Source organism: Cytobacillus sp. C11.1 (genome assembly GCF_058145115.1).
Map to the genome: position 1 here is coordinate 3207811 of NZ_CM176935.1, position 13517 is coordinate 3221327.

Annotated in this window: 11 protein-coding genes; 9 read left to right on the forward strand and 2 right to left on the reverse strand. The window is 40.4% G+C overall.

All coding sequences use genetic code 11. From position 1 onward, the window contains the following. Positions 1-482 precede the first annotated feature (482 nt). Both AC3ZVC_RS15900 and AC3ZVC_RS15905 read right to left on the reverse strand, forming a co-directional pair. Positions 483-1022 (reverse strand): DUF4865 family protein, encoded by a 540-nt coding sequence (locus AC3ZVC_RS15900; RefSeq protein WP_490064183.1) that lies wholly within the window; start codon positions 1020-1022, stop codon positions 483-485. A gap of 320 nt (positions 1023-1342) precedes the next feature. Continuing rightward, positions 1343-1840, reverse strand: a complete 498-nt coding sequence (locus tag AC3ZVC_RS15905; protein WP_490064184.1) for a hypothetical protein — start codon at positions 1838-1840, stop codon at positions 1343-1345. Between the two features lie 274 nt (positions 1841-2114). Here AC3ZVC_RS15905 and AC3ZVC_RS15910 point away from each other — a divergent pair, with 274 nt between their 5' ends. The 9 genes from AC3ZVC_RS15910 to kdgD all read left to right on the forward strand — a co-directional run bounded on the left by AC3ZVC_RS15910 (position 2115) and on the right by kdgD (position 13350). Further along, positions 2115-3173: an Ldh family oxidoreductase gene (locus AC3ZVC_RS15910; RefSeq protein ID WP_490064185.1), complete on the forward strand. Its 1059-nt coding sequence runs from the start codon at positions 2115-2117 to the stop codon at positions 3171-3173. A gap of 128 nt (positions 3174-3301) precedes the next feature. Beyond that, positions 3302-4015, forward strand: coding sequence for a GntR family transcriptional regulator (locus AC3ZVC_RS15915; RefSeq protein WP_490064186.1), 714 nt, complete (start codon positions 3302-3304; stop codon positions 4013-4015). Between the two features lie 435 nt (positions 4016-4450). Then, complete coding sequence (locus tag AC3ZVC_RS15920; RefSeq protein ID WP_490064187.1) at positions 4451-5464, forward strand: TAXI family TRAP transporter solute-binding subunit; 1014 nt, start codon at positions 4451-4453, stop codon at positions 5462-5464. A gap of 79 nt (positions 5465-5543) precedes the next feature. Continuing rightward, a complete protein-coding gene (locus tag AC3ZVC_RS15925) occupies positions 5544-7574 on the forward strand; it encodes a TRAP transporter permease (protein WP_490064189.1) in 2031 nt (676 codons plus the stop codon). Further along, positions 7561-8541, forward strand: coding sequence for a hydroxyacid dehydrogenase (locus tag AC3ZVC_RS15930; RefSeq protein ID WP_490064190.1), 981 nt, complete (start codon positions 7561-7563; stop codon positions 8539-8541). The genes AC3ZVC_RS15925 and AC3ZVC_RS15930 overlap by 14 nt, the downstream gene beginning before the upstream one ends. Positions 8542-8758: 217 nt before the next feature. Beyond that, a complete protein-coding gene (locus AC3ZVC_RS15935; RefSeq protein ID WP_490064191.1) occupies positions 8759-9544 on the forward strand; it encodes an HpcH/HpaI aldolase family protein in 786 nt (261 codons plus the stop codon). Between the two features lie 19 nt (positions 9545-9563). Further along, entirely contained in the window at positions 9564-10487 is a 924-nt protein-coding gene (locus AC3ZVC_RS15940) for a dihydrodipicolinate synthase family protein (RefSeq protein ID WP_490064192.1), read from the forward strand. After that, a complete protein-coding gene (locus AC3ZVC_RS15945; RefSeq protein ID WP_490064193.1) occupies positions 10484-12160 on the forward strand; it encodes a thiamine pyrophosphate-dependent enzyme in 1677 nt (558 codons plus the stop codon). The genes AC3ZVC_RS15940 and AC3ZVC_RS15945 overlap by 4 nt, the downstream gene beginning before the upstream one ends. A gap of 251 nt (positions 12161-12411) precedes the next feature. Beyond that, entirely contained in the window at positions 12412-13350 is a 939-nt protein-coding gene (gene kdgD / locus AC3ZVC_RS15950) for a 5-dehydro-4-deoxyglucarate dehydratase (RefSeq protein WP_490064194.1), read from the forward strand. Positions 13351-13517: the final 167 nt, after the last annotated feature.

The window sequence follows — 13517 nt, forward strand, 5'->3', positions numbered from 1 at the left end:
TCGCTTTCCGCGGGCGGTCCGAGAGCCTCCTCGGCGCATTCGCGCCTGCGGGGTCTCCCGTTGACACGCTTCTCCCGCAGGAGTCTCGTGCCTTCCGCTCCAATCAACAGGGTGCTAAAATCAATAATTGGCTTTAACACGCCCAAATACAAAGCTAGGTGCTATTTTATATGATTGCTACACAAATCCTTAATTCTCTGCATATCAACCATACACTTGTCCCTCTTCCTGAATAGCATATTATGAAGGGGGGTGATAAGGATATGTTGAATCATTCAAACGAAGATCAAACAAGCCGCTGCTCCCGCCGAACTGTTAAATCAATAGTACCGCTGATCGAAATAATACCCAGAAGTGAAATTGGAGAAACTCCAGACGAGAACTGCGAATATTATTGCATTGGTTTTGTTTGCGTTAAAGTTTGCTATGGCGAGTAGCTATACTCGTTCTTGGGCGTGTTGAACGCTCAAGCATACATAATGTTATTGGGATATATGAAGGATCTTATAGATGACTCCATTTCTTTCCTTTAAGATGTCTAAATCGGTTAAAAAGTAAAACGCATCATACTCCCATTTATCAGGATTGTATGTAACCAAATAATGGGGATACTCCAATTCTGAAAGCTCTTCTTTTATATTGGCTTTTAGGTTAAGAAGACTTTCCTGTGGCTGGATTCTTTCTGTGATGTGATACAGGTATTTGCTCTCCATGATAGTAGATGAAGTGGTGTCAATGAGCGGTATTCCCACCTTAACACTCTGCCAGCCAAATGAGTTTAAGATATTGTCGTAAAATCCATCAAATAAAAACTTGTTTAGGCCGCTGCTGTCTTTCCAAAGGTATAAGGGGCAATAGCTATTTTGTTTATTGTCGTTTATTCCTTTTTCTGTTATCAAATATAATTTGAATTTCAGATCCTGAAATCCGTCTGTTTTATGGCCATTCTTTTTTACCCTTGCTTTAATGATTTGCATATCATAATCACCTGGTAAAGTAATTTTATACTGAGTTGCGATCATTGCCTATTTCCTCCTTGGACAATATGGGAGCATAAGAGATGTGGCTTAGTTAAAATATGAAGCATTGATAGGTTTTATGTTAGAGTTGCCATTCATTTAGATGCCTTTTCAAGGTGAATTATATCCAGGGGTCCACTGATAATAAAAACGAGTGCAACGATTTGCACTCGATAGATTATAACTATATTTCCTGGAAAGCTCAGGTTGGGATATTTCTTCTTCATTTAAGCGTGTCATTATTTATACGCATCTTTTCAACGATGACTCCAAATCTGCTGGGATCATTTCTGTGTTTGTAACATTAAAAGCAGTCCAGCCCCTCAATAAAGATTGTATTCCCCATCCTGCTGTTCACTTCCTGCAGGAGGAAAGGCAACACCCATTGTCCGCAAAGAATCTTTTGCTTGTGCTAAATAATTTTCTGCCTGGTCCTGCCATTTAATTATCAAATTCATAAACGCTTTATATTCAGGCGGTGAATTTTCCTCCATCGTTATTAAACCTTCCCGTACTTTTCGATCTTGATTTTCGGCATTTATAATACAAGCAGCCATGGTGTCTATTATGGATTGACGCTGCTCGCCATTCACGAGTCTTTGGGCGCACCCTACGGCAGTAACGCGGTGATAGGAGGCTGGAACAAGATGATTATGCATCTCGACATTCCCTTTTAAATCTTTGGTTTCGGGTATATGGAAAAGTTCAGAACTCATCGAACACACCATTTCTTCAGCATATAAACTTTGCTGCAATAAATTCAAAATTTGTCCCCAGTTATTTACTCGATATGGATAATATGGATAGTAATAAGGATTCAAAAAAAACATCTCCTTTTAATATATAGTGGAAACCCCATCATATAGGTATGATTAAATACCGGGTGTAATGACTTTTTATTAGGCTGCTTTCAGCTTTGTTGCTTTTTAAATTGGAGTAGGGAGTGATTTTCGCTTCAGTAATATGAGTTTGGGAAAATATGACTAAATTAAAATAAAATTTATTCAGACTATTGTGTAAATTATGAATTTAATGTATAGTCTGTGATATATCAGATATCAATAGCATAAATACTATAAAGGGAGTTGATAGGAATTGTATAAAATACAAGTTGAAAATTTAAAATTGTATTGCAAAAGGATCTTAATTCAGGAAAGTTTGCCTGAGGAAGAGGCTGAGATCATCGCTGAGAGTCTGGTCGAGGCAAATGAGATCGGTGTCGACTCACATGGAGTTACGAGATTATCAGATTACATAACCCGGCTAAGAAAGGGCTTAATTGAAAATAAAACAAATTTAAGTTTGGTTCGGGACGCCCCATCTACGGCATTATACGATGCAAACAATGGGTGGGGGCAATACGCTGGAAAAGTAGCAATGGAAAAGGCGATTGAAAAAGCGAAAAAATTTGGATGTGCTGTAACAGCCGTTAGAAATTCGAATCACTTTGGCACTGCAGCTTACTTTGCAAAGATGGCGGCAGAAGAAGGGTGTTTAGGGCTTGTCACAACCAATGCCTCTCCTTTAATGGTAGCTTGGGGTTCAAAAAAACCAACATTGGGAACGAATCCTGTATGTATCGCCGTACCGACAAATCAGCATCCAGTTGTGCTTGATATGGCAACGAGCACCGTTGCCAGGGGCAAAATTACTTTAGCTGCTAAAAATAAACAAACGATTCCTCAAGGATGGGCGATTACTGAAGACGGAAATGAAACAACGAATGCGGAAGAGGCTCTTAAAGGATTTCTGCTTCCGTTTGGTGCAAAAGGTTCTGGACTTGGCATGATGGTTGATATTATGTCAGGGGTTATGACTGGTGCATTATTTGGTGAAGACATTCCTTTAATGTATGATGGGGATTCGCCTCAGCAGCTGGGACATTTATTTATCGTAATAAATATTAGTCATTTTATAGAATTGGAAACCTTTAAGGAAAGAATGGATGAAAGAATCAGACAGACAATTGAAAGTCCTCCTGCCCAAGGGTTTGATAGGGTTTTCATGCCGGGAGATATTGAACAATTAAAGAAAGAAGCTGCACAATCAGAAGGCTTAAACATTAGTGAGGCTGTTTATTCCGAGCTTAAAAAGTTAGGAGAGGATCACGGGCTTGCTATAGAAGAGTTTATGGCAGACAGCACAACTGTTTAAAGAGTATAAACTTATTGCTAGATTGGAAACAGGAAAGAAAGTTTTAAATTTTTTTTGGGGTTTTGTGATATATCAGATATCAGATAACTAACTCATCTAAATCCTTAGTAGGAAAGAGGCAAAAAATTATGGACATAAATGAAATTTTAACAGAAGCTACAACAAAAACAAAAAGTATTAAGTCTTTAAGGGATGTGGTTATAGAGTTTTTAAGAGAAGCTATTTTTATCGGCCACTACAAGCCAGGGGATCAATTAATTGAAAGAGAGCTATCTGATCTTTTGGAAATTAGCACTACACCGATCAAAGAAGCTTTAAGGGTTTTATCCCATGATGGTTTAGTCGAAACGATCCCGCGTAAAGGGACGTATGTTTCCCAGCTTGTTGATACCTCCATTGAAGAGTTTATGATGGTAAAAGCTGTGCTGGAAGGCCTTGCCGCTAAGCTGGCAGCTATTAAGATTTCAGCCAAGGAATTGGAATTACTGGAAAAACAGATTCTTATTATGAAAAACCTCTCGGAAGCAAAGGATTATGAAAAGCTAGTTGCTGCCAATTTAAAGTTCCATTTAATTATCAGGGAAGCAGCGAAGAATCCTATTATGTTTCAAACGCTGAATAATGTAATCGCTTTTGATAATGCGTTTAGGAAAAGAGCTTTGAAGCACAATATGGAAGTTATTGAGGGCTTTAATGAACATAATCAGATTTTTCAAGCAATAAAAAGCAGAAATCCTGACCTTTCTGAAAAATTGATGAAAGATCATATTATGAGAACTGCAGTAGATGTTCTTAATAAAGGCATTTCTTCTTCAGAAAATCTTATCCAAGGGGGCGGTTAATGAAAAAGATTTCTTGTATTTTTAAATGTCTTTCAAGAAAGCTAGCAATCTTTCTATCTCTCCAAAATATTAGGGATATGATTCTTTTAATAAAATAGCTTTGTTAAACTGGCCTGTTGATTTCCGCTCCGGGCACTCGCTTTCCGCGGGCGGTCCGGGAGCCTCCTCGGCGCTCTGCGCCTGTGGGGTCTCCCTTTGACTCGCTTCTCCCGCAGGAGTCTCGTGCCCTACGCTCCAATCAACAGGGTGCTAATATCAACATTGGGCATTAACAGAGCATAAAAAAGGATCAGCATAGTACTACTGTAAAGCAATATTCCGATGGCCGTCGCTTTTGCAAGGGAACAAAAACGCATTTCATTAGAGAATATATGATCAGTATTTAGGTGATTTATTAAGCAATCGTCTAACTAATTAATTGAGAGGGTGGAATTAATGAGGAAATATAAAGGCATTTTGATCAGTTTAGTTCTTGGGTTAGCTATGATTTTGTCTGCATGCGGTGCAGAAAGCACAAATGGCGAGGGTAAAAATGAAAGCGATTCCAAGTCAAAGGATTATCCTAAATTCTTAACAGTTGCAGGTGCAACTAGCGGAGGGACCTATTTCCTGATGGCAAATGCGATAGCGCAGCTCCTTGGGAATGAATTCCCTGAAATTGATACAAATGCCCAATCAACTCCAGGAAGCCCTGTCATTCTGGAAAACATTGATAAGGGAAAGGCAGAACTGGGGATTGCACAGGCTGGTGTAGCTCAGGAAGCATTTAATGGCACTGGACAATTTGAAGGAAAAAAATTGGAGAAAATCCGCCAGCTCACTTATTTTTATCCGAATGTTATGCAATTTGTAGTAAGAAAAGATGCAGGAATTGCTGAAATCAAAGATATTGAAGGGAAAAAAATAGCTGTGGGAGCTGCCGGCAGTGCGACAGAGCTTAACAGCCAGGATCTTGTAAAAGCAGCGGGGCTGAAGTACGACGATATTACTCCTGAATATGTCAGCGAAGCCCAAGCAGTAGAATTACTGAGAAATCGGCAGGCTGCCGGGGCAAATATGATTGCAGCACTAGGCAGTTCCAATATGCTTGACATTTTGAGCACAGGGGAATATGAAATTATTCCTATTAAAGAAGAAACGGTTAAAACACTTGCGGAAGAGGTCAACGCAGCGTATTATCCTTTCACCATTCCAGCAGATACTTATCCGAATCAGCCGGAGCCAATTGAAACTTTTGCAGTTGCCAACTGGCTGCATGGAAGTGCCGACCTTTCGGAAGACTTTGTTTATGAATTGCTGACAACGTTATACGATAACGTGGACTTTTTAATAGATACTCATAATGTAGCTGAAAATATTAAATTAGAAAATGCTGTGGACGGAAAAACCATCCCTCTCCATGATGGAGCTATTAAATTCTATAAGGAAAAAGGAATTGAAGTAGATTAATTGGCTGTAAGGTTATCGGCTGCTAAGCGGGGCAGAATATTTCTGCTCCGTAAAGATTTCATTGAAAGAGGTGATCCATATGAAAAAAGAGCCAAAGAATGAGCGGGAAAACGAGAATTCTGAAGATAAGGGTACTGATGTGAAAGAGGTCCCTACAGAATTGGATGAAAAAATAAATGCTGACGAAATAGCGAAAAAATACGATGTTGAAACAAGATACCGAAATATCAAGGGGAAAGCAGGGTTATTAGTTGCTTCCATTGCAGTAGCCATGTCAGCTTTTCATTTGTTTACGGCAGGCGTACCTATGGTTTCAACAAAACACCGAGCCCTTCATTTAGCTTTTGCCTTAGTCCTCATCTTTTTGCTGTATCCCGGTAGAAAGAAATCCAGCCAGGAAAAACCAACAATCTTTGACTATCTCTTTGCGATTATTGCAGCCATTTCAACAGGTTATTTAGTAGTCATGTTCGACACCATTGCTATAAGAGGCATGTCCACCACAACAATGGATTTAATTATGGGCTTTATTACCATGGTTGTTGTCTTGGAAGCTACCCGACGCTCTATCGGCATTGAATTGCCGATATTAGCATTGCTTTTCCTCGGTTATGCTTACCTTGGACCGTATTTGCCGGGGGATATGACACATCGCGGCTATGACCTAACTACCTTGATTGAGCATATGTACATAGGCAGTGAAGGGATATTTGGAATTGCACTCGGAACATCAGCGGCCTATATTTTCCTCTTTATTTTATTTGGAGCTTTTCTGAATGGGACTGGATTGTCAGGCTTTTTTACAAATGCTGCGATGGCTGGGGCAGGACATAAAGTAGGCGGTCCGGCAAAGGTTTCCATTATTACCAGCGGGGCATTAGGGATGATTAATGGAAGTGCAGTCGCAAATGTGGCATCAACAGGGGTATTCACGATTCCTTTAATGAGGAAGGTTGGGTATTCAAGACGGTTTGCTGGAGGCATTGAGGCAACAGCCTCAACAGGCGGACAGTTTACTCCGCCAATCATGGGTACTGCAGCTTTTATTATGGCTGAATTTTTAGGAGTTCCATACAAAGATATCATTATTGCTGCGATTATTCCGGCCATCCTTTATTATGTTTCTTTATGGGTGATGGTCCATTACGAAGCTTTGAAAACTGGATTATCCGGTATTCCAAAAGATCAGCTGCCTGACATAAAGAAGGTATTCTTAGAAAGAGCTCACTTGCTGCTGCCGATCGCCCTGCTTCTCTATATGTTATTGGCGGGTTATACGCCCATCTATTCAGCGTTCTTTTCTATCATAGCAACTTACGCAGTCAGCTTTTTGCGGAAATCAACACGAATGGATTTCAAAACATTACTGAGAACGCTGGAGCAGGGAGCAAAAGGAGCCATTACCGTTTCAATTGCGACTGCGGTTGTAGGTTTTATTATTGGTGTTGTTTCATTAACCGGTATTGGATTAAAACTGGCAAATCTCATTTTAGTCTTTTCAGGAGGCCAATTATTACTTACATTGCTCTTAACAATGATAACATGCATCATTTTGGGCATGGGCCTTCCTACTGCTGCCTGTTATATCGTAGGAGCCACTGTTGCAGCACCAGCCTTAACTCAACTGGGTGTTGAACCGATTGTTGCGCATTTCTTTGTTCTTTATTTTGCCTGTTTGTCTGCCATTACACCTCCTGTTGCATTAGCTTCATATGCCGCTGCAGGCCTTTCCGGAGAAAGTCCTTCAAAGGTGGGCTGGACTGGATTTAGATTGGGGATTACAGGATTTATCGTTCCGTTTATCTTTGTCTATTCTCCAGTATTGCTTTTGCAGACAAATGACTATTTAGCGGCGGGACTTGCATTTGCAACAGCACTTATAGGGGTGTTTGCTTTAGGAACAGCAGTGGTCGGTTATTTGCTGGATCGTACAAATGCCATCGAAAGACTCATGCTGCTTGCCAGTTCACTGACCCTCATTAAAGCCGGTCCAGTTACTGATGTTATTGGTATATCGCTTCTATTAATCGTTGTCTTTATGCAATGGAGAAGAACCAGGGTTCTAAAACCAGCCATTAAAGGAAAGAGGTTTAAAGATGAGGCCATTTAAAGTCTTAGTTGTTCAGAATATTCCGGAAATAGGATATAAAATGTTAAAGGAAGCCGGCTTTGAAGTTGTGATCCCGGAAAACCTGGAGGATGAAACACTGGAAGAATTAGCAGCTGATTGTGATGGAATGCTTGTTAGAACCAGAAATATTCCCCGGGGATTAATAGAGAAAGCAAAAAAGCTAAAAGTGATTGCCCGCTCAGGGGTGGGATACGATAATGTCGACATTCAAGCAGCCGCTAAAAGAGGGATATATGTTTGCAATGTTCCGCAGTCAAATTCAAACTCAGTAGCTGAACAAGTGGTTGGTATGATGATTTCTTTAGCTCATCGGATTCTGAAGGCTGACAAAGCATTAAGAATGAATCAATTTGGAGTTCGGGATTTGTACATTGGATCAGAGCTGAAAGGCAAGACATTGGGTTTAATCGGTTTTGGCAGTATCGGTCAATTAACAGCTAAAAAATGCGGATTAGGCTTGGATATGAACGTTATGGCTTACGATCCTTATTTTAAGAATGAAGAAGAGTTTGATTATGTGGAGTTTGTCAGCTCCCTTGATCTCCTATTAAGTAAATCAGATTTTGTTTCTTTGCATCTTCCCTACAGTTCAGATCTCCACCATTTTATCGGGGAAAAAGAGTTAAATAAAATGAAATCCAGTGCTTTTCTGATTAATTGTGCAAGAGGCGGGCTGGTAGACGAAAAAGCTCTGTATGATGCCATTAAAAATGAAAGAATTTCAGGAGCAGGCCTGGATGTGTTTGAAGAAGAGCCACCGCAAAAGGATCATTTTTTATGGGAGTTGGAAAATGTCATTGTGACACCGCATATGGCTGCACATACAAAAGATTCACTTGAGGCGATGGCATCCGGTGCAGCAAAGGAAATTATAAATGTTCTAAGTGAAGAACAACCGCGAAATTGTGTTAATAAACATCTGTTTACAAAAGAGATGAATTTATAGGCTCTGTTAATTTTGCCTGTTGATTTCCGCTGCAGGCACTCAGCGAACAGCGGGCGGTCCGGGAGCCTCCTCGGTGCATTCGCACCTGTGGGGTCTCCCGCTGACACGCTTCTCCCGCAGGAGTCTCGCACCTTCCGCTCCAATCAACAGGGTGCTAAAACAACAATTAGTTTTAAACAAAGCCTATTTATAAAGGCCAAAAGGGAGAGATGATTGAATGTTTAGGAATCAATTAAAAGCGAAGTTAAATGGGACTTCAAGCCCGGACACTGCATTTGGTGTATTTATTGGCATTCCTTCTACACAGCTGGTTGAAATCGCTGGATATAACGGCTTTGATGTAGTGGTTATTGATAACGAGCATGGAATGCTTTCTGCAGAAAATATTGAACATATGGTGATTGCTGCAGAGCTGGCAGGGGTTACTCCTATTGTCAGAGTTGTAAATAGCGACCCGGCTGAAATTCTAAAAGTAATGGACCGCGGTGCACATGGCGTTCATGTACCGCAAGTAAATTCAAAAGAAGAAGCGCAGCAGGTTGTGAATGCTGTAAAATATCCGCCGGCTGGCAAAAGAGGTGCGGCTTTTTCAATGAGAGCGGCACGGTATGGAACTGTACCGGTTGCTGATTATCTAAAACATGCAAACGAACAGTCACTCGTTTGTATTCATATTGAAAGCAAGGAAGCATTAAATAACTTAGATGAAATTTTAAGTGTTCCTGGAATTGATATGGTTTATATAGGCCCAACAGATTTATCTGTTTCTCTTGGCTATGAAGGAAGCATTGATCATCCGGAAGTGCTGAAGGCGATTGACTCCATACAGGTTACTGCACAAGATTACGGAGTAAAAGTAGGGATCCATACCAAGGACAGCAGAGGGGCAAGAAGCAGAAAGGAATGGGGAGCAGACTATGTTTGCCTAACTGTAACTTCTCTGCTTAATCAATCTTTTTCAGATTATATTAAAGGTGCTAAAGAAACTACTGTAAAAAACTAAAGGACAGGAGAGAAAAAATATGAATTTTAAAGAGTTAGCCAGAAAATTGGAAACCATTTGCGCCATTAATATTACCCCTTTTTATGAAGATACAAAGGACATTAACTGGGATGCATTAGAAGAAAATATTCAATTTCTATTGAAGAATGGAACGGAAGTAATCGTACCGAATGGAAATACTGGTGAATTCTACACGTTAACATTGGAAGAAGCAAAAAAAGAAACGAGAAGAGTAATAGAATTGGTTAATGGTAAGGCCACCGTCGTGGCAGGAGTCGGCTATTCAGCTGAAACAGCGATTGAATTGGGAAAAGATGCACAGGAAGCAGGTGCTGATTGTGTCATGATCCATCAGCCCATTCAGCCATATGTAACAACGAGAGGTGCAATTTCATATTTTAAGAGAATCATTGAGGCATTAGATATCCCCTCCATTATTTATTTTAAAGACCCTAACTTAAGTGATGATGTCATAAAGGAATTGGCTCCATTGGAAAAATTCATCGGAGTTAAATATGCGATTAATGATCTGCCCCGCTTTAGAAAGGTCGTTAGTGAGGTTCCGGATGAGCACAATTTAGCATGGATTTGCGGAACTGCAGAAAAATGGGCTCCATTTTTCTGGAATGCAGGTGCCCAAGGCTTTACATCCGGTATTGTGAATATCAATCCGGATTTATCTTTTGCCATGTTAAGGGGGCTTCGCGAAGGAGATGCAAAAACAGTTTGGAAAGCTTGGGAAGACTCTGTTGGTTTTGAAGATTTAAGAGCTAAATATAACAACGGGAATAACGTTGTCGTTATTAAAGAGGCAATGGAAATGATCGGGTTAAATGCCGGTGTAACAAGGGAGCCTGTCGATCCACTAAATGAAGGAGACAGAAAAGCAGTCTCAGAGATACTAAAAAGCTGGAGTCTTTTAAATGTGGGGCAAACATTATGATAGAAACGATGACAGCTGCTAAAGCCATTGTAGAGGTTATGTCCAGAGAAGGTGTCGAGAAAGCTTTCTGTGTCCCTGGGGAAAGTTATCTAAGTGTAATGGATGCGATGTATGATTATCCGGAAATCTCGCTCATAAGCGGCAGACAAGAGGGCGGCGTAGCATTCATGGCTGAAGGGTATGCAAAAGCAACTGGAAAAGTAGGGGTATGTCTGGCAACCCGTGGCCCAGGTGCGACAAATCTATCAATAGGGCTGCATACAGCTTATCAGGATTCGACTCCCCTTGTTGCATTTATTGGCCAAGTGGAAAGCAATTTTATAGGAAGAGAAGGATTTCAGGAAGTTAATTTGGCTGAGTACTTTAAACATATCGTGAAGTGGACAGCTGAATTAAGGGAACCATCAAGAGTGCCAGAGCTTGTTCATCGTGCCTTTCACATTGCAAGATCAGGCAGGCCGGGCCCAGTCGTAATTTCCCTTCCTGTTGATATATTGGATCAAACTGCAGATATGGTATTTAATTCATTCTCTGTTAAGACAAAACCACGTCCATCAGCCGAGGCTATTGAAGAGACAAAGGCATTGCTGGAAAAGGCAAAGCGGCCGGTGATTATCGCTGGAGGCGGAGTAACCCATACAAAATGCACTCCTGAGCTTATTGAGGTGGCGGAAACATTAAAGATTCCTGTGGTCACTGCGTTCCGGAGGTTTGATGCTTTTCCGAATAATCACTCTCTGTATGCCGGATCATTAGGCTTTGGCATTCCGAAATACTTAAAAGACTTAATCCAAAGTGCTGATGTTATTTTGGCATTAGGAACCCGTTTTTCCCAAGTGACAACGCAGGATTATACATTGATTAACCGTGATACAAAACTGATTCATGTTGATATTTCAGAAGGTGAGCTGAATAAAGTTTACCAGCCTGCTCTCGGAATTGTAAGTGATGTGAAGAACTTTTTGGACGATCTTTTAAGTGCCGTTAAGAATCATTTTGAAAGCGGCTTAATAGACCAAAACTATGCGGCAAATGCCAGGAGATGCTATGTTGATTTTTCAACCCCGAAGCCAATTAACAGAGAGGACTTTGTTGATTTAGAAGGCGTAATGAACGACTTAAGAAATGAACTTGCTGAGGATACCATTCTTACAAGTGATGCGGGCAATTTTTTTGGATGGGTATCCAGGTACTTCTCATTTAATAAAGAAGGAACCTATATAGGGCCAACATCTGGAGCTATGGGTTATGGCCTTCCTGCAGCTATAGGAGCTAAGCTTGCACATCCTGACCGGCCTGTTATTGCCATTTCTGGTGATGGCGGGACCATGATGACAGTACAAGAGCTGGAAACATGTGTGCAATATAATATTCCCGTGATTTTAATCGTGGTGAATAATAATATGTACGGTACAATCCGGATGCATCAGGAAGGAAGATATCCTAAAAGAGTTATAGGAACAGATTTAACAAATCCGGATTTTGCAGAATTAATGAGAGTGATGGGCGGGCAAGGTGTAACGGTTGAAAGGAATAAAGATTTTATCCCTGCTTTACACAGAGCTCTTTCTGCAAATAGTCCTTTTTTAATTGAGGTGTTAACGGACCCTCAGCAAATTTCGGTTACAAAGACGATTGAGGAGTTAAGGGGCCTGTCGGCTAATCCTTTGTAAAGCTCTTTCCGGCACAAATAACTCATATTTCGCATCCCTTAGGATGCTTTTTTTAAATCTTTGATAGCCGCCGATCAAAGGTATAACCGATTGATAAATAGAGAAACCGTTCAAAGTTTCAGGGGAATTTTTCCAGAATGGCAATTAGATTTAGTTATCTTTCAAAATCATTTAGGGCTTGTGTAAAAAACTAATACATGTGAGAGCGATTACCAAAAGAATAAAAATCAAATAGAAAGAAGGCTGTATTTATGTCAATTGTAAGAAAAGCGCCAACAGGCATTTTGGGATTTCCGACTGCTCCGTATAAAGAAGACGGTTCCTTGGATGTACCTGCACTAATAGCAAATATTCAATTTTTAGTTAAAGAAGGTTTGAGTTCTATTTTCATCGCTTGTGGATCCGGAGAGTTTCATGCCATTAGCAAAGGTGAGTACCAAGTTATGATTGAAACAGCTTTAAAAGTTGCTGACGGGAAGGTTCCGGTTTATTCGGGAGTAGGAGGGAATATTTCATCAGCTCTTGAATTAGTGCAGCTGTCAGAAGATCTGGGCGTGGAGGGGTATTTAATTCTTCCTCCCTATTTAATAACAGGGGAACAGGAGGGTCTTTATAACTATTATAAAACGATTTTGGAACACAGTGAATTGAATGCCATTCTATACCAGAGAGACAATGCGATTTTAAATTTACCAACATTACAGAGATTAGTAGATGAGTTCCCTCAAATAGTAGGGATAAAAGATGGACATGGAGATATGGAATTAAATCTGGAAATCACCCAAACTCTTGGAGATCGATTGGAATACTTAAATGGAATGCCATTTGCCGAAATTACGATGCCTGCGTATTTAAATATTGGCTTTAGAAGCTACTCCTCAGCCATGTCAAACTACATTCCCCATATTTCAAGGCTTTATTTCGATGCTTTAAAAAAAGGAAACCAGGAACTGGTTCGTGACATATATGTCAATGTTTTGCTTCCGTTAAACAAAATACGAAAATCCAAAAAGGGTTATGCGGTCTCCCTGATAAAAGCCGGTATGGAAATCATGGGATTAGGTGTTGCCAACACTGTACGGCCTCCTATTGTACCGCTTTCTGAGGATGATTACCGAGATCTGGAATCTGTTATTAAGGCTACATTGGAAAGATATCCATTTGAAAGCAAAGAGAGTATCCGATCGTAACCAGAGACTTCAGAATAGGAGGATATAAATTAAGTACAAAACTTAAATTGAAACGTTTAAAAGCATAAATGGCGAATGGGGTAAATTCAGAAACCTGAAAGGTAGCAGAAAGTGCCAATCCTGCTAACATGGCGAGAAACGGATAAGATCAGCTGGAAATGGGAGGG